Annotated in this window: 17 protein-coding genes; 6 read left to right on the top strand and 11 right to left on the bottom strand. The window is 40.7% G+C overall.

Translation table 11 applies throughout. The features are described from left to right. Positions 1-118 precede the first annotated feature (118 nt). On the top strand, positions 119-2,551 hold the full coding sequence (locus L1D46_RS04630; RefSeq protein ID WP_239976924.1) for a TonB-dependent receptor: 2,433 nt from the start codon (positions 119-121) through the stop codon (positions 2,549-2,551). 56 nt (positions 2,552-2,607) lie between these two features. Beyond that, the gene (locus tag L1D46_RS04625; protein WP_239976923.1) at positions 2,608-4,143 is read left to right on the top strand and encodes a sulfotransferase; all 1,536 of its coding nucleotides are present in this window, start codon (positions 2,608-2,610) and stop codon (positions 4,141-4,143) included. Here L1D46_RS04625 and L1D46_RS04620 read toward each other — a convergent pair. The 9 genes from L1D46_RS04620 to L1D46_RS04580 form a co-directional block, all read right to left on the bottom strand. Beyond that, positions 4,118-4,957 carry a sulfurtransferase gene (locus tag L1D46_RS04620; protein WP_130050586.1) on the bottom strand — a complete coding sequence of 280 codons (840 nt, stop codon included), beginning with the start codon at positions 4,955-4,957 and terminating at the stop codon, positions 4,118-4,120. The two genes, L1D46_RS04625 and L1D46_RS04620, sit on opposite strands and share 26 nt — an antisense overlap. Next, positions 4,957-6,027 carry a capsular biosynthesis protein gene (locus L1D46_RS04615; RefSeq protein ID WP_239976921.1) on the bottom strand — a complete coding sequence of 357 codons (1,071 nt, stop codon included), beginning with the start codon at positions 6,025-6,027 and terminating at the stop codon, positions 4,957-4,959. The genes L1D46_RS04620 and L1D46_RS04615 overlap by 1 nt, the downstream gene beginning before the upstream one ends. Before the next feature lie 144 nt (positions 6,028-6,171). Further along, on the bottom strand, positions 6,172-6,579 hold the full coding sequence (locus tag L1D46_RS04610) for an adenylyltransferase/cytidyltransferase family protein (RefSeq protein WP_130050584.1): 408 nt from the start codon (positions 6,577-6,579) through the stop codon (positions 6,172-6,174). Continuing rightward, positions 6,576-7,643 carry a CDP-glycerol glycerophosphotransferase family protein gene (locus tag L1D46_RS04605; protein ID WP_239976919.1) on the bottom strand — a complete coding sequence of 356 codons (1,068 nt, stop codon included), beginning with the start codon at positions 7,641-7,643 and terminating at the stop codon, positions 6,576-6,578. Before L1D46_RS04605 ends, L1D46_RS04610 begins: the two co-directional genes overlap by 4 nt. An 84-nt stretch (positions 7,644-7,727) precedes the next feature. Further along, positions 7,728-8,144: a group 1 truncated hemoglobin gene (locus L1D46_RS04600; protein ID WP_130052245.1), complete on the bottom strand. Its 417-nt coding sequence runs from the start codon at positions 8,142-8,144 to the stop codon at positions 7,728-7,730. Between the two features lie 2 nt (positions 8,145-8,146). Continuing rightward, the gene (locus tag L1D46_RS04595; RefSeq protein WP_130050582.1) at positions 8,147-8,980 is read right to left on the bottom strand and encodes a DUF3034 family protein; all 834 of its coding nucleotides are present in this window, start codon (positions 8,978-8,980) and stop codon (positions 8,147-8,149) included. Then, positions 8,967-11,282, bottom strand: a complete 2,316-nt coding sequence (locus tag L1D46_RS04590) for an EAL domain-containing protein (protein WP_178927408.1) — start codon at positions 11,280-11,282, stop codon at positions 8,967-8,969. The genes L1D46_RS04595 and L1D46_RS04590 overlap by 14 nt, the downstream gene beginning before the upstream one ends. After that, positions 11,272-11,922: a methylamine utilization protein gene (locus L1D46_RS04585; protein ID WP_239976917.1), complete on the bottom strand. Its 651-nt coding sequence runs from the start codon at positions 11,920-11,922 to the stop codon at positions 11,272-11,274. Before L1D46_RS04585 ends, L1D46_RS04590 begins: the two co-directional genes overlap by 11 nt. A 165-nt stretch (positions 11,923-12,087) precedes the next feature. Further along, positions 12,088-13,194: a phosphoribosylaminoimidazolesuccinocarboxamide synthase gene (locus L1D46_RS04580; protein WP_130050580.1), complete on the bottom strand. Its 1,107-nt coding sequence runs from the start codon at positions 13,192-13,194 to the stop codon at positions 12,088-12,090. Between the two features lie 217 nt (positions 13,195-13,411). On the opposite strand from L1D46_RS04580, the gene L1D46_RS04575 reads away from it, so the two are divergent. The 4 genes from L1D46_RS04575 to L1D46_RS04560 are packed head-to-tail and all read left to right on the top strand — an operon-like array spanning position 13,412 to position 16,988. After that, positions 13,412-14,485: a CDP-glycerol glycerophosphotransferase family protein gene (locus L1D46_RS04575; protein ID WP_175580467.1), complete on the top strand. Its 1,074-nt coding sequence runs from the start codon at positions 13,412-13,414 to the stop codon at positions 14,483-14,485. A gap of 16 nt (positions 14,486-14,501) precedes the next feature. After that, positions 14,502-15,200: an ABC transporter ATP-binding protein gene (locus tag L1D46_RS04570; RefSeq protein WP_130050579.1), complete on the top strand. Its 699-nt coding sequence runs from the start codon at positions 14,502-14,504 to the stop codon at positions 15,198-15,200. Continuing rightward, positions 15,187-16,491, top strand: coding sequence for an ABC transporter permease (locus tag L1D46_RS04565; protein WP_239976915.1), 1,305 nt, complete (start codon positions 15,187-15,189; stop codon positions 16,489-16,491). The genes L1D46_RS04570 and L1D46_RS04565 overlap by 14 nt, the downstream gene beginning before the upstream one ends. 8 nt (positions 16,492-16,499) lie before the next feature. Then, entirely contained in the window at positions 16,500-16,988 is a 489-nt protein-coding gene (locus tag L1D46_RS04560; RefSeq protein ID WP_130050577.1) for a DUF3299 domain-containing protein, read from the top strand. Between the two features lie 34 nt (positions 16,989-17,022). On the opposite strand, the gene L1D46_RS04555 is transcribed toward L1D46_RS04560, so the two are convergent. Then, complete coding sequence (locus L1D46_RS04555; protein ID WP_239976913.1) at positions 17,023-18,420, bottom strand: efflux transporter outer membrane subunit; 1,398 nt, start codon at positions 18,418-18,420, stop codon at positions 17,023-17,025. Further along, complete coding sequence (locus L1D46_RS04550; protein WP_239976912.1) at positions 18,413-21,553, bottom strand: efflux RND transporter permease subunit; 3,141 nt, start codon at positions 21,551-21,553, stop codon at positions 18,413-18,415. The genes L1D46_RS04555 and L1D46_RS04550 overlap by 8 nt, the downstream gene beginning before the upstream one ends. Positions 21,554-21,555 lie beyond the last annotated feature (2 nt).

The following is a 21,555-nucleotide window of genomic DNA, read 5'->3' as shown; positions in this document are numbered from 1 at the left end:
GAATAAAAATACATTATAATTGGATATAAATTCACTAAATCRTCAATTTTTAAGCTTAAATTACTAGTAACGTCTATTTTTTGAGCATAAATTTACTGTAACTAACTCGGAATCTATCATGAACACCTTTAAGCCTGCTCTACTTGCAAGTGCAATTTCTGCGGTTTTAATTAATAGCAATATGGCGTTTGCTGCTGAAGATGCTATCGAAGTTGATAAATCAATTGAAACTATCCAAATCACTGCAACACGACGTGCAGGTTCTGTACAAGATGCACCGCTTAATATCACAGCCCTAAATGGCGATGTAATTAGCGACCAAAACATTGGTGATCTTGAAGATGTCGCTCGTTGGGTACCCGGTTTAACAATTTCTGATCAAGGTGGTCGTGAAGGTTCTCCTATTATCGTTCGTGGCCTGAACACAAATACCTCTGACCGTATTTCTGACAGTGGCACAGTGGCAACTTATGTTGGTGAAATTCCACTTAGCATTGATTTACGTTTGACTGATGTTGACCGTGTTGAAGTATTAATTGGCCCACAAGGTACACTATACGGAGCAGGTACTTTAGGTGGTGCAATCCGTTATTTATTAAAACAACCTGAGCTTGATATCACCGAAGGTAAAGTAACAGGCGATGTATTTAGCATTAACGAAAGTGACGGTACAGGCGGTGAGTTTGGCGTGGTATTCAATACTCCGCTAATTGAAGAAAAACTAGCCCTTCGTGCTAGCTTAAATTATTACGATAACCCAGGTTACATTGACTACACTCACGTGGTTCTAGAACCTGGCGTATCAAACCCGAACCCTGATTTTTCAGACAGCAGCGATGTAAATGCCAACTTAAAAAGCGTAAGCGATGTTAACGATGAGCAAATCACCACAGCACGTTTATCACTACGCTGGCTTGCCACCGAAGATGTTGATGCAACGCTAAACTACTTCTATCAAAAGCAAGAAAATGGCGGTAATTCGACGTCTCAATACGGCTCACTTGCAGATAGCAGTGCACTACAAGGTATCCCTGGAAAATACGAAAATGTAGCTCGTGTGCTTGAACCCGGTGAAGAAGAAAACGATTTATTAAGCTTAGAAGTAAAAGCAGATCTTGGTTTTGCTGAGCTGGTATCTGCATCTGGTTGGTCTAGCTATGAGCAATCTGGTCAGCGCGATCAAACTGATCTTCTTTACGATATTTGGTCAGGGTATGCCGACTTCCCTTCTTTTGTTGGCTACACGCACGACACCTCAGATCGCGATACCTTTACGCAAGAGCTTCGTTTAGTTTCAAATAGCAGTAGCGCTTTTAACTGGATTGTAGGCGGCTTCTATAACAAAGTAGAAAGTCACTCAGATGATCGTGAGTACACGCCGGGTCTGACTGAGTACTGGGGTGGCGGTATTCCAAATGTTGAACAAGACCTTGAGTACATTCTAATTTCTGATAGCGAAACCACTGAAAAAGCACTTTTTGGTGAAATTGGCTACAGCATCACAGATCAACTTGATGTCACTGTTGGCGCTCGTTTTTATGAATACGATGTATCAACAACATCAGGCTCTGCAACGCCGCTTTATTCTGGTGACTTTGATTCACTAGATAATCTTGTTATGGAAAATGTAAGCGCAAGCGATAGCGGTAACTTATTTAAGTTTAATGCTAATTACACATTTGATAATGGTGTGCTTGCTTACTTTACCGTAAGTGAAGGTTTCCGTATTGGTGGTGGTAACGGTATTGCTCCTTGCCCTGATGTATTACCTGAGCAACAAATTGTTTGTGCCCTGCCAAACGAAGAAGATTACAAACCAGATACAACGGTCAACTACGAGCTAGGCTTTAAGTCATCATGGTTACGTAACCGCCTACATTTCAATGCAGCGCTATTTAATGTTGATTGGAAAGATGCGCAAGTTGGAAGCAGCACAGTAAATGGCCAAGAGTTAATTACTTCGAATGCAGCCTCTGCTAATTCTAAAGGTGTCGAACTTTCTACTCGCGCTATGATCGGTGATAACTGGGCAGCTTATGCAACATACGCATATGCAAAAGCCGAATTAACCGAAGATGCACCCTACTTATTTGGCGTATTAGGTGACGACTTAGCGCAGTACCAAAGCTACTATGATGGCGCTAAAGGCGACCGTTTACCGGGTGCTCCTGAGCATCAATTCTCTTTTGGTCTTCGTTACGAGCAAGATATCCTAGGTGATAAACTATTAAGCGTAAACTACGGTATCACAGCACAAAGCGATGTGATCACCAAAGTAGGCTTAAAAGCAGATGGCGAAGTATTACCAGGTTATGCACTAAGTAACTTATCTGCCAAAATTACTGGCGATATGTGGTCTGCAACCCTTTACGTAGACAACTTATTCGATAAGTATGCGTTCACTTCTGTACGTCGTGATAAGTCTTGGGCTGGTATGTCTCAATATGCTGAGCTTAACAAAGAGCTACCTGAGCTACAGCGTGTTTATGGTCACTACACCACCGCACCTCGTACAATCGGTATGAAGTTTAGCTACAACTTTGAGCTGTAATTAAATACTCGAATAAAAGCCTTGCCGCTTTTAGGCAAGGCTTTTAAGATAATCTCATGCTAAATACCCAACAAGCGCTTCGCGCTAATATCCAACAGTTGTTAGCCAACAAGCAACTACATGATGCACATCATCTACTTGTGCAGCGCCTAAAGCAAAATCCAGAAGACCACGTTTGTTACTTTTTACTGAGCGAAGTCAACACTGCAGCGGGCGATATCAACAAAGCCATTAAGCTGCTTGAAAAAGCGCTTAATTTAGCGCCTTTGCCGATATATCATTTAGCACTTGCCAAGCTGTATGTACTGTTAGGTAAAGTAAGTAATGCGGCTGTGCATTATCAAGACGCTTTGCAAACAGCTGACTTTAGTGCCGCTGACTTTGATACACTAGCCAATATTGCTAACCGTTTAGGGCATTATGAAGACGCCTTTAGCTTTCAAAAGTCGGCTTACCAACGCAATAAATATAACCCACAAATTAGCTATAATTTGGCGGTATCATATAAAATTCACGGACTGTTTGATGAAGCAAAAAGTTTGCTACAGCAACTTACTACCCAGCAACCTAGCTTTTATCAAGCTCATTACTCACAGGCTGAACTAAATACTGATGTAGAGTCGAAGCTACATATCCAGAAACTACAAACCTTGGTGAATAAAGAAAAAAGCATTATTGATCAACAAGTGTATTTTCATAGTCTTGCTCTTAATTATGAGCACCTTAATGACTACAAAAATGCATTTAAATACTTTGTACTAAGTAAGCAAGCCATAGCCTATAAACTTAATTATCAAGCCACGCAACATCGCTATTTTTGTCAAAAGCTCATTACTCAAAGTACACAGCAAGTGCTTGAAAGTAGTGACTCTGAGTTCTCACCCGTTTTTGTTGTTGGCATGCCCCGCTCTGGCACAACTTTAGTTGAAAAAATCCTTAATCAAAGTTCACAGCTGCAAGGGATTGGAGAATTAAACGATATAGCGCAATTGATACAACACGCCACGCAATCGGCTCGAGTGATTGATAGCGAAATGCTTGATAAGGCATATGAATCTGAAGCGATAAAGACAGTACTTGCTAACTATCAACAAAGAGCCCAGCTGCTCAGTGATGGCCTTAGAAGCTGTGATAAACAGCCATTTAACTTTTACTATATTGATTTTATATTAGCGGCATTTCCTAATGCTAAAATTGTTTGTATGCAGCGAGACTGGCACGATTGCAGTATCGCCAATTTTAGGCAGATGTATAGTCCGCAAAGTGTGTTTCATCACTACAGTTTTACTCTTGAAGATATTGCCTCATTCCATCAAGATTACTCGGCATTAGTCAGTCACTTTGCCAACAAGTATCCTGAAAACGTTTTTTTACAAAGCTATGAGCAATTAGTGGCAGAGCCGGTTAAGCAAACACAGAAGCTCTATACTTTTTGTGATTTAAGCTGGCAGGAAAACTGCCTAACTTTTTATAAAAACAATGCGGCTTCAGCTACGGCGAGCAAAAAGCAAATTCGCCAGCCACTGAATAAAAACAGTATCGGCAGCTGGCAAAATTACGCTGAATTTATTGATGCGGACCTGTTTCAATAGGTAACTCGTGACGAGCGCCCCACTCACTCCATGAGCCATCGTAAACACGTAAGTTAGAGTAACCACATTCATCGGCGCACAATGCAATTGCACAAGCTGTTACACCTGAACCACAGCTAAATTGCAACTGAGTATGATGCGCTGCAATATGTTGATCAAATAATATCTGCAACTCGCTAAGCGGTTTTAGCTCACCGTTATTTAGTACACTTGCAAGTGATAGACTGCGACTATTTGGAATATGACCACTACGCATGCCTTCACGCGGCTCGGCCTGTTCACCTGTAAATCGCTCATAAGGGCGAGCATCGAGTGTTAGTGTGCTTTGCTCATCAAGTGAGTTAAGTACTTGCTCAGCACTGATAAAGTAATTAACACGAGGGCTTGCAACAAAGTTGCCTTGACCAGAAGCAGCTGAATAGCTGGCTTGTGTTGCAAAGCCAAGTGCCTGCCACTTAGCTAAACCACCACTTAAAACCTTTACGTTATCAAAGCCCATTGCTTTAAACATCCACCACGCACGCGCTGAACTGAATAAACCTTGGTCTTCATAAATCACAATCAGTGAGTCTTGATTAACTCCAGCACGCTGCATATGTTCTGTGAACTGCTCGCTACTGCACATCATACTTGGTACAGGATTGCTGTTATCTGCCAGCGTCTTTTTGAAATCAAAACGCTGTGCATTAGGCAGCATAGCTTTAGGTGCGTATTCTCCCGGTAAACCAGGGCGTACCATTCCAGCATCAAAAATGATCAAATTATCATGGCTTAAATGCTCGTTAAGCCATTCTGGCGAGACTATGTTCTTCATTAGCTTTCCTTTTGCGATAGCTGAGCGAATGTATCTTGTTGAGTTAAGCGCTTTTCAACCGCTTCAACATGCTCAGTTGTACATTCTTTCCAAACACCGGGCAAGCAATACACATGCTTTAAGTAGGTAAAAAATTTATCTCTCAGAATACTGTTGGACTGCCAGCCATTTTGTAGTTTTTCTAAGCACTTAATCAAAGTAGCTTGATCACTTGCGTGTAGTACAAGCTCATCAATGTTGTAACAAGCAAGCCCTAAGGTAAGCACTTTTTTATCAAGTAATAAAGATTCTAAGCCAACGGTCGAGTTAATAGTGATCACGGCTTCAGCGTTATTGATAAGTTCTCGAGTACAATTTCCGTTGGCAAAAACGGCAACATCATCTTTATCGTACAAGTGTTCATAGTGCTTATGCCATGAAGGATGTTCTTTAAAAACAACTTTAAGTTCTGGATCATTTAACTTTTTTACGGCTGAAACAACAGCATCGTAATACTCTTCCATTGACTTAAGCCAAGGTGAGTAACAAGCTATTTGTGTATCGTGTGGAACTTGAAATGGCACAAATAAGTATTTTTTTGGTAACTCAACTGCGTCAAATTTGCAGCGCTTTTTGTGATTCGCTCTAGGGATTAAATCAGGCGCAGAAAATGGCAACTTCCCTTGTGGATCAAAATTTAAATAGAATTGACTATCTCGCGGTACAGAAGCCGCAAAGTTAATACCTTGAGGGTCTAAACTTGTTGTTCCGGGCAATAACCCATTTTCATAAAAGTAGGTAGTCACTCCTAGTGATTTCGCAGCTATACAAACAGTAACATTCGGTAGTTTATTACCATTCCAAATGACTAACGCTTCAGGAGGTTCTGACTTCAATAAATCATAATACTTAGCGTACCGACATTGCTCTACAAACTGCATCACTTTAGAGTAAGCTTTGATAAGTAATGGGTTACACCAAAGATCATTTCGGGCTTGCTTACGTAGTAGTTGTTCCGAAATTATTTTACTAAAATCAATTTTAATCGCTTTGCTAAAGTATTTTAAAGCAGTTAACCTGGGGAAGCCCATACAGTGCACTTTACAATTTAAGGGGAGTTTCCTAATTAATTTTTTGTAATAGCGGGCGTGCACATTATTGCGAGAGATAAATAAAAAAGCCATATACTGATCTTAGTTTAGATTGAACTTAAGCGCATACAGCTATTTTATTAATTATAAATGACAGTTTGAAGGCTGCCTTACAACTTCTATTATTTCTGTTGTAGAGATAGAGGGAGTACGCTCTAAATAAATCACATCACAAATTTGCTTAAATTGATCAAACCGACCAGCCCAATCATCCCCCATAACGAGCAAATGGGCTTGATGGTCTTTTATGTACTCACCTTTCAATTCTAGAGAGTGCTCTACAAATACTTCGTCAACACACTTTAAAGAACTAATAATTTTCAGCCTATCAGCTTCACTGTATACAGGCTTTCGACCTTTCTTTGAGAAGTTTAGTTCATCAGAAGATACACCAACTATCAAATAATCTCCCAGTGCTTTAGCTCGCTCTAAAATATTGATATGTCCCACATGAAAAATATCAAACGTGCCAAAAGTAATTACCCGTTTCATTGATGTTCCTCTAAATAAGAAACAATTCTCTTAGCAGAGTGACCATCCGTAAGACCTGCCAGTTTATAAACTATTTCTTTTCTTTTTTCTTTAAATTCGGCAGATTCATTAAAACTTGAACTTAATAACTGCTTTAACTCTTTATAACTTTCAGCACGCGCACATAACTCATTGAAGTATTTGATATCTTCATCCAATCGAGCTTTCAATCTATAAGAAAAAATACCTCTGTATGACCAACGCAGCTTGTAAAAATCACACCAGATAACAGGTTTTTCTAATGCTGCAAATTCAAAAATGGCTGACGATGCATCAGAAACCATAATATCAGCAAGTTCTAAAAAAGGAGTAAGATCAAAATCGAATTCATTTGCAAGGTAAACATTCTTAGCACTAGCCCACTTCTCAAGTTTTAGGCGTTGCTTTTTGTACTTCGGCTTAAATAAGCTAAAGAAATGAGGCTTAACGATAATATTAAATTCATTAAAGTGCTCAGGGAAATCATCGCTAAAGCACTCTAAAGAGCTTGGATAAAAAGTAGGCGCATAGAGCAAAGTTTTCTTTGACGGATCTAAGCCGAGATTTTTGAGGTTAATGCTTTCAAGAGTCTGATTAAAAATAGGGTCTAACTTGGCGTAGCCACTATCAATAAAGTTGCCTTCAGGATAAAGCGTTTTTAAACGTTGAAGCCGGTGCTCTCCCTCAACAAACCGTACTGTCATCTTATTATTCGATACATCGTAATAGCATTGTTTTGGACCTATTCCATGTTGCATCAGTACAGTCTTTTTATTTAGATCCTCAGCGCCAGCAAATGTATTTCCAAACACAACCCAATCTGCATCTGAACTCTGATAAAATTCAAAGGTTTCTCTTGCACTTGTTAACCATTTTGCAACTATTGCATTTTCATAGATAAAGTCACGACATACACCAAGACTACGCTCATCTTGGTCTTCATAGAAAACCATCGAAACTTTGTGGCCTTTTTCCTTCAACTCCTTTAAAACAGGCAAATACTGTGGAATGTAATATAGATGTTGAACATCAAAATATAACTGCATTATTTACAACTTAATAACTTCAACCAATAGCTATTGTACATAAATTACATTTCTGTTTCAGCCCACAATTAAAGTTTGTTCTAGCTAGATATTAATTACCTCAGGGCGAAGTGGCGCAAGTCTGCTAAGGATTTTATTTTGTACCGTTTGCGAAACGTGTTGTTCATCCATCGCATTGATTAAAAGCTCTACCACACGGTTAAAGTCTTTTTTAGAAATATTCATTCCGGTGTGAATATCAACCATATTATCGCCTTCGTATTCACAAGGGCCATCGGTGACACTGCACAAATGAGTGATAAAGCCTTGGCGAAAATGCGCAACATTGGTTTGTTTAAAATAAGCTAAAATTTGTTCGTCACGGCCTATTTGATTGATAAAACTATCAACTAGTTTTTCGATCCCTTGTTCGCCATTTAGTTGCTGGTATAAGGTGCCGTTGTTGCTACTTGCACAGCCGACTAACATCACGGCAAATACAAACGTAAAAAATGTTTTCATCATTACCAATACCCTGTAACAGAAAGATACCAACCTGTTTGATCCTTAGCCCCAGCAATACTTCCTAAGTCTAACCAAGCAGCGGTGACACTAACATACTTATTGGGAAACCAAGCAACAAACACATCCTGCCAATCTTGCTCCCCTAAGCCAAGATTATTAGACTTTTCCCGATACTCAACACCAACGGCTATTTGATGGGTTAAAAACACCGCGGTAGACGCTTCAAATAACAACTCTTTATCGCTATCAGGGCCGCCAAAACCTAACAAACCTAGTTGATTAGCATCGCTATAACGAAAAGTGGTATTCCAAAACCAGTTATACCCAACAAGCGCTCCTAAATGTAATTTACTAGCAGCAAGATAAATATCAGTACCACTGGTGTCTTCTGCGCCTAATAGGTTAGCGATACTGCCGTCATCCAGTGATTTATGTTGTACACCCAAGCTCAACTGCGGCCATTTACTGTAAACGATATCGCCGTATAAGCGTACTTTTGCCCCTGTAATTGATTGTTCGATATCGGTATTTAATGCGGGAACTTCGAAGCGTTGCTCTGCGTAACTAAATTCAACGCGATCATAAATATTTAGTTGCGCGCCACAAACATCTAAGCTGTAATCACTCACATCAGCGCGACTACAAAAGCCATTTATAGCTATTTCATCATCACTTGCATAGCCTGCAAGCTGTGCCCAAGGAACAATACCACCACCCGCACTACCTTCAACCTGGGAGACACCAGGCGTTGCTAATAATTTACCCGATGCTGCGAGCCCTGAACTTGCAAAAGCAAGGCAAATTAACCCAAACAACCAATTAAGACGCTTCATTGTACACCTCTAACCACTGCAAAAACTGCTCTGATTTTAGTGGTCTACTTAAGTAATAGCCTTGTGCATAATCGCATTTATTTTGCACTAAAATATCCAGTGACTCTTTGTTCTCAACGCCTTCCGCTACAACCGAAAAACCCAGCTGGTGACCTAGAGTAACTGTAGATTGCACTATGTATTGATCTTGTCGTGACTGATCTAATTGCAAAATAAAACACTTATCAAGCTTTAGCTCATCAATCGGTAATGACTTTAAGCGCCCGAGAGATGTTTGCCCTACACCATAGTCATCCAACGAGATTTTAACACCCAAGGTTTTGAGGTTTTCGAGTGCCTTAATGCCTTGATCTTCGTTCTCTATCATATCTCGCTCTGTGAGCTCAATCGTAATTAAACGCCCATTAACATCATGTTTCTCAAGTTGTTTAGCAAGGTGAGAGTAAAAGCTAGGGTATGCAATATCTTGTGCAGAGACATTAATTGCAGCCTGCATGGTAACACCTTGCTGTTGCCATGCAGCAACTTGAGACACTACGGTTTTCACAACCCAAGAAGTAAGCTCAACAATCACCCCCGATTGTTCTGCTAAATCAATAAACAGCTCAGGCGAAACCCACTGACCATCTTTACGCTGCCAACGAATTAATGACTCAACTTTATCAATGCAATTGGTTTTAATATTTAGTTTTGGTTGATAGGTCATGAAAAGCTGGCCATCATCATCAACGAGGGCTTGTTTAAGTTCATCGATTATTGCAAGGCGCTCAAGGTGCTCTTCGTCTTCACCTTCTTGATAATAATGAATAGTTTTATGCTCGCAAGATGCGGTATCAACAGCAATTAACGAGCGACGCATTAAGTCCTCAGGGCTGACATTTTGTGAAAGGCAATGCACCACCCCAACACTAAAGCGTAAAGTAATATTTAAGCCTTGAATTAAGTAGCCAGCCTGTAACTGAGCAACAAGCTTCATTACTGCATCTTTAAACTGCTTAGTTTCATCTGCTGGAAGTAAGGTTAAAAATTCATCGCCGCCAATCCGAGCATTCACACCATTATGATGTGCCGAGTATTCACCAATACGCTCAGCAACTGCTTTTAAACAATCATCACCAATACGCGGGCCTAATTTATCATTGATATGACGAAGACCTCTTATATCTATGGCAACGAGTGTGTATTCAGCGCCTTCAGCAAACAAGTTCTCCATGTTTTCTAACATCGCAGAACGGGTATAAAAGCCAGTTAATGAATCATGGCTAGCTTGAAAACTTATTTGCTGTTCACGTTCTTTGATGTCGTTACCCATGTTGTTAAAGGCATCGACTAACGTGGTGATTTCGCTGCTTTGCTTTTTACCTACAAATTCAGCTTTATAATTGCCACGAGCAAATTGCTGAGCAAGTAAGGTTAGCTTTGAAAGCGGTGTCGTGAGGTTTTTAGCCAAGATACCACTGGTCAATACGCCTATCACAACCGTAATCGCAGCAAGCACAATAATGGTGAAAAATAGCTGTTCAAACTCACGATAACTCTGGGTTAAATCAGCACTTAACAGCACTGAGACTATGTGCCCGGGCAAGGATGGCAGTTCAACCAGTCGATTTCTATAAACCGGCTTTTCACCAAAAATACGTTGCGTTGTCTCGTTATTAAAATGCGCTAATACTGAATTAGTTTGAGGTTGCTTGGTTAGTGAGGTCTCTACAACACCATCATCTTCACCAATAAAACTCACATCCATTGTGGTAAGGTTTTTTAGCTCTGCAGCAACAAGGTCATTAATTTCAAAGCCCACTAAACTGTAGGCAACAGTACGAGGCGCACGTACCGGCAATAAGATAACTTGGTATAGGGTTTGATCAAGAACAATAAAATTAGATTGCTCTGCATTAATGAGCAATTCATTCATCAGTGCAGAAAACTCATCAGGTGTATGGTTAAATTCAGTATTTGCAGAGACCAATTGCCCAGATAAATCAATGAGCAACATCAAATCAGCATTTATTCGACGACTATGGTTATTCAATACACTGCTAATGGTATCAGCATCTTGGGTAGCAATAGCTTGTTTAAAACCAAAGTCTGCTGTGAGTACCTTTGCAGCCGTTAATAGCAGGCTTTCTTTAGCGCTTAAATATTGCTTAAAAACATTTTCAGCGACATTAATATCTTCACGTAACTTTTGATCATTAAACCGATTAGTCGACCACCAAGAGCTCGCTAAACTGACTAAACTAGTTAATAAAACGAGGCTTACGCATAAGGCTATGATCCGCCCTCTTAAACTATGAATCATTATCTGCCTTAAACATCTCACCAAACGTATTACGCGGTGCAGGTGCATTTGTTTCAATTGTAATATCAGCTGCTTGTTCAGTTACAGTGACTGATAATTTTTTATTAATTTCACTTGCTTGGTTTGGGTGCCAAATCGTTATATTCGTTGGAACTGAAATATCTTTTAATTGTACTTTGCCATCTTGTGCTGTTTTTAGTGTATTAGCGCCATTTGCTACATAGATATAACCCACCATAGAATCGTGAATATTACAGCCTAGGACTACCACCCCGGCGTTATCAAATAACTCTGGTTTTTCTGGACGGTCAGCATATAGCTTAATATTGAAAGGTTTAGCGCTTGAAAAAGAATAAACATGATGGCGAATATTATCACTATTAGGAAAATCAACAGACTGACCTTGCTGTATTACCAATACATTAGGTGAAAACTGCTTATTAACCTGATCCATCACTGCGACAGGCAACTGCGTGTGCGCTAAATTTTTATTACCTTGTAATTCAATTACAGCATCGGCTAAAGGCTCACCAAATTGATCTCGAACGGTAAATGAAATATCCGCTGCAAATACATTCGCAGCGCAGCACATAAATACAAAAGAACATACCGTGCGAGCACAGTGCGCAAAAAACGTCATAATTGAACCTTGCTTAGCTTAGTTTGCTAATAAGTATAGATTAATCTTAGCTTAAGTTAATGAGAGAAGGTATGAAAAGCAAGAAAAAAGCCAAGCAGTTTTACTAGAAAACCAACTTGGCTTTAATAATATTAACTTAGAGCATAACTAAGTTAAAAACAGCAATTAATCGTGCTTAATTAAGCCGTAATCGTTATCTAATATAGCGATGACTTCACTTCGTGGATCGCTTGGAATAGTGATTTTTTGCCCAATAATTTTACTCGCAATACCAACGTAGGTATCAGACACTTCAAGCATCACTGATTCTGGCAAGGTGTAGTCTTTAGCAAGCTGCTCACGCTCGCCCATACGATCTTTATTTAATAACACATCGCTGTCTGGCACGTTATTAATTAATAACTGGCGGAAACCCTCTTTTGAGTTTTCAATGATTTTACCGTCACGGTAAGCTGGGCCATCCCAAATACGTGATGAATCAGGCGTGCCCACTTCATCAATGTAGATAAGCTTATCTGAACCATCAATATCTTCAACATAACCAAATTCAAATTTAGTATCGACAAAGATTTGATCTAGCTGTGCAAGTTCATCACTAATCAGCTTGAAGCCTTCAACAAGTAATTGCTCATATTTAGCAACATCATCTTCAGACTTAAAGTTAAAAACAGCTAAGTTATTCGTGATGTTTTCACGGGTAATGTTCACATCATCTACTTCAGGAATGTCAGCAACACCTGTGATAATGCCTTTCGTTGATGGCGTGATTAACACTTCATCTAGCTTTTGATTCGCAGCTAAGCCCTCTGGTAAATCAATACCGCAGAAATTACGGGTGCCTTTTGCATAATCACGCCACATGCTGCCAGTAATATATTGGCGCGCAATAGCTTCTACTTTTACAGTGCTTGCTTTACGTACAATCCATACATAAGGATGAGGAATATCAACGATATGATTACCAGCAAGACCTGCTTTATCAAATAACTTAAACCAATGAGATGCCACTGAGTTTAATGCAATGCCTTTACCTGGCACACCATTTAAACCGTTTTCACCTTGCCAAATACAATCAAACGCAGAAATACGGTCAGAAATAACCATAATAGCTAGCTCAGTTCCTTTTGGAACTTGATAACCTTTTTCATTAATTAAACGAGCGCTGTCTTCATCAGTTAACCAATAAACTGAACGCACTTTACCACTGTGTACTGCACCTTTAGTACGGATCGGTAAATCATCGTTTACGTCTAAAACTTTATAGCTAGTCATGCTATCTCCGAAAGTATTTGGCATGCTCTTGTGAGCACATGTATGGGATTGGGGTTATGGCCGCCTATAATAATCTAGACGCCTTGAAAGCTCAATCATTGCCCGATTATCTACTTACAATTGACCGCACCAAGTACAATAAAAACTTAATTATTCTGCAATTTTGCTGTCATAAACAATATTTCGTTATAATATTGCCTCGCAATAGGAGGTTTTCTTGGATTACTTAGCAGCTACAAAAGAAAAAAAATACTTAATGTATATTTCGCAAAACTATTCGTACGCGATTTTGCGCCCATTACAACGGGAGATTTTAGCGCGTGGCGGTGAGGTTAAGTGGTTTTTAGAGGGTGATGAAGTAAATAAGCATTTCTTGCATCCAGATGAATCTAGTTTAGAAACTATAGAAGATGTCATCCAGTGGCAGCCGAATATTTCATACATCCCAGGAAATGTCATCCCTAACTTTATACCCGGAAAAAAAGTAGCTGTCTTTCATGGATTTAACTCTGGAAAACTAAATAGAAAAGGGTACGAAGATCATTTTAATATTAGAGGCTGCTTTGACCTATATTGTACACAAGGCCCTAATACAACTTCTAGATTTGAGGAACTAGCTGAAAAGCATGGTTTCTTTTTAACTAAAGAAACAGGTTGGCCTACTCTAGATCCATTATTTTCAAAAATAGACAACAATCCATACGTAGATGAAGGCGATAAAAGACAAACTCTTTTAATTTGTTCAACTTTTTCTCGAAATCTCTCTCTAGCACCTAAATTATACGAACAAATTAAAGCATACAGTGAGCAAGGTAAGTGGCGAATTTTAATGCAATTCCACCCAAAAATGCCAAGCGAGCTTGTTGATAAATACAAGGCTCTACAAAACGAAAATCTAACCTTTGTAGAGACAGATAATGTATTACCGCTGTTGCAAGCGGCGGATGTCATGCTGTGTGATACTTCCTCTATATTGCTTATGTTTATCTTACAAAGAAAACCTGTCGTGACTTTTTGTAACCAAGCACCTGGAGAACACCTTATAGATATCACTGATGCCGATAAGCTAACTGAGGCAATTGATTATGCTTTCACACGACCACCTGAATTAATGGCTAAAATTGAACACTTTTGCCAACAGTTACACCCGTATCAGGACGGCTTATCGAGTCAACGTGTACTTGCTGCAAGCAATGAATTACTATTGAGCAATCCAGCACTTAAGCCAAAACCACGTAATTTTATTCGTAACTTTAAAATGCGTAGAAATTTAAATTACTGGCGATGGTAACAATTGATAGGTCGTTATGATCACGCTTGCAAACGTGCTATTCAAGTGGCACACAAAACAACCTGAGCCAACGATCAATATTACTGAATTACATATTGATCAAGGCGAACATGTTTTTCTTCACGGCCCGAGTGGCTGTGGTAAATCAACTTTATTATCACTGCTCGCTGGTGTTACAGTGCCAACACAAGGGAGTATTGAACTCCTCGGTAAAGCGATAAACCAATTTAATAATAGTAAACGAGACCGTTTTCGTGCCGATCATATAGGCTACATTTTTCAAAACTTTAATTTACTCCCTTATTTATCGCCTATTGAAAATGTGACCTTGGGGTGCCAGTTTTCAAAGCAAAGGCAAAAAAAAGCATTAGAAAATAGTACAACAATAACAGCAGAGGCAAGCCGCTTACTCAGCGCTCTAGGACTAAACGATACCCTGCAACATCAAGCTGTTGCTGAGCTTAGTATTGGTCAGCAGCAAAGAGTTGCCGCAGCACGAGCCTTTATTGGCAGCCCTGAAATTATCATTGCAGATGAACCAACTTCAGCACTCGACACGCAAAATCGCCAAGCTTTTGTAAAGTTGTTATTTGAGCAAGCAAGTGCGGCTAACAGCACGCTGGTGTTTGTTAGCCATGATGAAACTCTACAAACACTATTTAGCCGTAGTATCAGCCTTGTCGATTTACAAGGAGGTACACATGCTACTCGTTAAACTCGCCGTAAAAAGTTTATTAAACCGTAAGGCCAGCGCCCTACTCACATTATTTACAATAGCTATTAGCGTAATGTTACTAATGTCGATTGAGCGCGTTCGAGTTGATGCTAAAAGTAGCTTCAGTAATACAATTTCGGGCACTGATTTAATTGTCGGTGCTCGTACCGGTGACATTCAACTGTTGCTATCTTCGGTGTTTCGTATTGGTCATGCTAACAATGGCGTGAGCTGGAAAAGTTACCAATACATCACTGAACAACGTGGTGTTAAATGGGCTATTCCTATGTCGCTAGGCGACAGCCATAAAGGTCTTGCTGTACTTGGAACAAATAAAGACTATTTTGAGCACTATCGCTTTGCTAAAAAGCAGCAGCTAAGCTTTTCACAAGGTCATGCATTTAATCATTTGTTTGAAGTGGTATTAGGTGCAGAGGTTGCCAATACCTTAGGTTATCAGCTAGGCGATGAAGTGGTGATTGCTCATGGTATGGGCAATACCAGCTTTCATAATCATGACGATAATCCATTTAAAGTGGTCGGTATTTTAAAGCCAACAGGTACACCTGTTGATAAAACATTGCATATTCCGCTAGCTGCAATTGACGTAATTCATGGCAGCCATTCGCATCAGCATGAACCAGCCCTAACTGCTACAGACGACCACGACCACGACCACGACCACGACCACGACCACGACCACGACCATCATGATGATGTTGATCTCGTTGGTACACCAAAACAAATAACCGCTTTTTTACTTGGCTTTGATTCACCGCTTTATACCTTACAAGTGCGTCGTAATATCAACCAATACAAAGATGAAGCACTGCTTGCCATCATGCCAGGTGTTACCCTACGTGAACTATGGGAAATGCTTTCTATCGTGGAAAAAATCTTGCTGTTATTTTCTATTGTGGTGGTACTGATCAGTTTACTTGGCATGTTAACGAGTCTCCTTTCTAGCCTTAATCAACGCCGCAGGGAGCTTGCTATTTTGCGCTCTGTAGGGGCCAGACCATGGCATATTTTCACTTTGATCAGTGTCGAGTCTTTACTCATAACAGGGCTCGGCTGTGTTGTTGGCACCGCTTTGTTCTATGCCTTAATGTTGCTCGGCGCAGATTACTTGCAAAGTCATGCCGGAATAAGCCTAAATATAGCTTTATTGTCATCCTATGAACTCATGTTATTAGCTGCGATAATGGTCGCAGGCTTTATTGTTGGGTTAATTCCTGCAACCCGCGCGTATTTCTACTCTCTTGCTGATGGCATGAGTATTAAAATTTAAGGAATGTTATGCCGTTTTTTCGAAAATTCGTCGCTTTAGTCGCATTATTCGTGTGTGTAGCTGCTAATGCTGGCGCTCCAAAAGAAATCTTTTGGGAAGATTTAATTCCAAAAGGTCATGTACAAATCGACACTCAAGCACAAGCAAACCATGAAGGTAGCGAGCAAAACTGGGTTCAACCTGACCTTGATGCGCCAGTAGTTAAAGAACTTGATGGTAAATCAGTGAGTTTACCAGGCTTTGTTGTGCCACTTGAAGGTGACAGCGAAGTGATCACTGAATTTTTACTCGTACCTTATTTCGGCGCATGTATTCATGTACCGCCGCCACCGCCAAATCAAATTGTGCATGTCACCATCAAAGGCGGTGTACCAATCGAGAGCCTATACGATGCGATTGTAGTGACAGGTGTTATCAGCACAGAAACTTGGTCTGGTGACATTGCTCAAGTTGGCTACAAGATGAAAGCGGTGGGTGTAGCACCATTTGAGTTATAAACTTTAAAGAGCATGCTTTAGCATGCTCTTTAAATTAATCAACCACCTTTTCTTTTTCTAATTCCTGATCGCTCAATTCATACCATCCGCCACCAAGAGCTTTATAGAGGGTTGCTAAGCTTTGTAAGCGATCATTTTTCGCTTGTGATAAGGCGATTTCTGCCGAAAATAACTGACGCTGCGCATCCATTAAATCAAGGGAACTGGCAACACCATTGCTATACCTAAGACGTGCTAATCGATAGTAATCTTGACTACTGAGCACCAAACTCCGTTGCGCATCATAGCTTTGCTCTGCCGACTGATAATTAGATAGCTGATTGCTCACTTCTTGCAGTGCCACCAGCACTGTTTTTTGATATTTAATACTGGCCTGGTATGCCCGCTGTTCCGCTACCGTTAAATTTGCCTGATTGCGTCCCATATTGAATATTGGCATTAACAACTCTGAACCTAACAGCCAAACCTGCGAATTACTGGCGAGCAAATCACTAAAATCAGTACTTTCACTGCCAAGTTCAGCATACAAATTAAGTTTTGGAAATAACGCTGCTTTTGCGACACCAATCTCAGCCATTGCCGCTTGCCATTGATACATTGCTTGCTGCACATCTGGCCTGCGTTTTAGAAGCTCGCTAGGTAACCCTGTTGGTAGTTGCTTAGGAAGGGTTTGCACAGATAACTCATTGCCACCTTGCACATCGGCATTGGCATCACCAATTAAGAACTTCAACTGATTAGTAATGCGCCTTTCATTATGCTGCAAAGGTGGGATTTTAACCTTTGCTGATTCAAGTTCAACTTCAGCTTGGCGCTGCTCTAGCCCAGAAATAATACCGCCCTTTTTGCGAATACGCGCAATTTCAAGCTCTTTCTCGCGAAGTTTAATTGTACTCAGGCTGATCTTTAATTGCTCTTCAACTTCTTTGAGGGCAAAAAACTGCTGCGCTACATCAGCAATCAAGGCTAACTGCAACGCAGTTCTAGCTTGTTCTTGGCTATAATAATTTGCCAGTGCGGCTTCGCTTGCGCGTCGGTTGCTGCCAAATAAATCTAACTCCCAGCTTAAGTAACCTTTTAAATCAAACGTGTTTTCTGGACTGCTATTAAGCTCTTCTTCCCGCTCCGAGGTGAGACCTACATTCACATCAGGCCATAAGGCTGCATCAGCAATCCGATACCGAGCACGCGCTTCAATAATTTTCGATTGTGCAATTAACATATCTTGATTATTGATCAGCGCTTGGCTAATCAGCTTTTGCAAATGAGGGTCGCTATAAATTTGCTTCCAGCCTGCTAAAGCCTCCGACTGAGGCGAAGCTGTTATCCCCATAAAATTAACAACTTCACTATGTTCAGGTACTTCAAAATCAGGCCCTACAGCACAACCTTGAATGCAAGCGAAACAAAGCAATGGCAACAGTTTATGCATCAACTTGCTCCTTTACTAATGCTTTATAGGCCGGTGGTGTTTGCTGTTTTTTTACAAAGCGTGCTGCGGTAATAAAAAACAGTGGCACTAAAACGATGCCGATAGAGCTTGCTAATAACATACCTCCTAAAATAGGCATAGATACCGACTGCCGACCAACTGCTCCGGGGCCAGATGCTAGTACTAAAGGCAAAACACCAAGTACAAAAGAGGCTGCGGTCATTAAAATAGGTCGAAACCGTGAACGGGCCGCTTCTATCGCGGCATCAGTGGCATTCATGCCTTCTTGATAAAGCTGGTTTGCTACTTCAACAATCAATATAGAGTTCTTAGCAGCAAGGCCTATCAAAGCAATAAAGGCAACTTGAAAAAATAAGTTATTTTCGTGCCCCGTCATTAAGGTCAATACAGAGGCCCCTAACATGGCAATGGGGCTTATTAGTAGTACAGCAAACGGCAAGCTCCAACTTTCATAGAGCGCTGCTAAAAATAAAAATACAAACACGATAGCAAGAGTTATCGCGATACCAAGCTGACCCGATGAGCGAATTTCTTGATAGGTTAAACCGGTCCATTCATAACCAAGGTTAGGTGGTAGCTTTGCCATTTCTTCTTTGATCACGTTAATTACATCACCCGATGCATAACCCTCAGCAGGCGATACATTCACCATCGCACTAGTAAACATATTAAAACGGTTTATCGCAGAAGGACCGGTTGTTAAATTAAGTTTAGCAAGCACATTTGATGGCACCATAGCGCCATTCTTTGAACGCACATAAAATTCATTGAGGTTTTCAGGGCGTGCTCTGAATTCATCTTCGGCTTGGACTTTAACCCGATAAACCCGGCCAAATAAGTTAAAATCGTTGATGGTTGAAGAACCTGTGAGTACTTTCATGGTACTGTAGACATCCGCAATCGGCACTTCTAATGCCATGGCTTTTTCTCTATCTAGCTCTAAAAACAGCTGAGGTACTGAGCCGCGCAATGAGCTACTTGCTTTAGCAACTTCAGGACGGTTATTTAAGTTAGCGAGCAGTACCTCTAGCGATTCAACCAAACTAGTTAAGTTGCCACCCGTTTTTTCTTGTAATGCGAACTCTACACCAGATCCGGAACCAAGCCCTGCAACTGCTGAGGGTTGAAACACATTAAACTCCGCATCAGGGATAGCATACAGTTGTTTGCGAATATCATTCATCACACTTGTAACACTAAAACCTTGTTCTGCACGCACTTGCCATGGCTGTAAAATGACTTCCATTTGACCATGTGATTGCGCACTCCCAGCACGGCGGTTTTCCCCTGCTAACGTGAATGAATAAGCAACCCCAGCATGGTTCATAACAAATTGGTTTGCTTTACTTATTACCTCATTAGTACGTGAAACCGTTGCCGCATCTGGCAAAGTAATATCAACAAAAAAGCGCCCTTGATCTTCTTGCGGCATAAAGCTGCTAGGTAGTTGGCTAAACACAAAATAGCAGCCTCCTACCATAATAAAAAAACCAATATAACTACGTTTTGCTTTTTTTGAGCATACCTTAACAAGCCATGTATATTTTTTACCCACACTTTCAAGCCAGGTATTAAACTTAACAAATATCTTATTGTTTGAGGGGGAGCTAGGTTTTAAGAAAACCGCACATAAAGCGGGGCTCAAGGTTAAAGCAACTAAGGTTGAAATAAGCACCGCAACCGTAATTGAAATCGCAAACTCTCGATACATGATGCCTGTAATACCTGCTAAAAACGACACAGGTACAAACACCGCGGCAAGTACTAAGGAAGTTGCAACAATTGCCCCAGAAAGCTCTGTCATCGCTTGCTTAGTCGCAGCAACAACATCCATATTTTGCTCATTGATCAACCGCTCAACACTTTCGACCACCACAATAGCATCATCAACGACTATGCCTATCGCCAAGACCATGGCCAATAAACTGACATTATTAATAGTAAAACCAAATGCAGCAAGGGCGATAAAAGTACCAATTATAGACACAGGCACAGCTAAAGCTGGTATCAAGGTAGTTCGCCAGTTTTGCAAAAATAAATAAACCACCAAGATCACTAAGATCAAAGCTTGAATAAGAGTATTGATCACCTCATTAATCGACAGTTTGATAAACTCAGAGGCATCATAAAATAATTGCCACTTCACGCCCTTAGGAAAAGCCGCGCTCAAGCGATCCATTTCGGCTTTAACACGCTCTGTTACAGCTAATGCATTGGAGCCGGGCAACATATAAACCTGCAAAATAGTTGCTGGCTGTTCATTTAGTTTTGAATTTAAAGTATAAGCCGATGAAGCAAGCTCAACCCGTGCAACATCACGCAAGCGGATCATCGAGCCGTCGCTGTTAACTCGCAGCATAATATTATTAAATTCATCAACCTTATTAAGCCTTCCTTGCGCTCGTACCGGAAAGTTAAGCTTAATTGCATCGCTCATTGGCTGAGCGCCAATCTCCCCTGCAGCGGCCTCTTTATTTTGTGCTTTGATTGCTGCGGTCACATCATTCACGGTTAACTCGTAGCCCGCTAAAATATCAGGCTTTAACCAGACCCGCATAGCATACGAACGCGAGCCGGTGTTACGCACTTTACCAACCCCCGGCACACGCTTTAAAGCCGCCTCAACATTGATGCTAGCGTAGTTACTCAAATAGATTTCGTCATAGCGAGGGTCATCAGAGGTCAGTGCCAGTTTCAATAGCTCAACCGAACTTTCATTAGAGACATTCACCCCTTCAGTTTGCACATCAACCGGTAAATTACTGCCAGCTTGGCTTGCCGTGTTTTGCACATCAACAAGAGCGAGATCAGGATCGGTGCCAACATCAAAGGTGAGTGTAATTCCAACGCTGCCAGAGTTAGTGGCCTTTGACTCCATATACAACATATTCGGTGTGCCATTTAATTCTTGCTCAAGAGGAATGGCTACCGACTCAGATGCTGTCTCTGCCGTTGCGCCAGGGAATGAAGCAGACACTTTAACCGACGTCGGAGCAATATCTGGGTATTGATCAATCGGTAGGGTAAAAAGCGAGACCGAACCTGTAAGTAAAATAACTAACGAAATAACGATAGCAAACACTGGGCGCTTGATAAAAAAGTGCGAAAACATAG

The organism is Pseudoalteromonas sp. Isolate3 (assembly GCF_022398505.1).
GTDB lineage: Bacteria > Pseudomonadota > Gammaproteobacteria > Enterobacterales > Alteromonadaceae > Pseudoalteromonas > Pseudoalteromonas apostichopi.
This window is presented reverse-complemented; position numbering and strand designations above follow the sequence as displayed.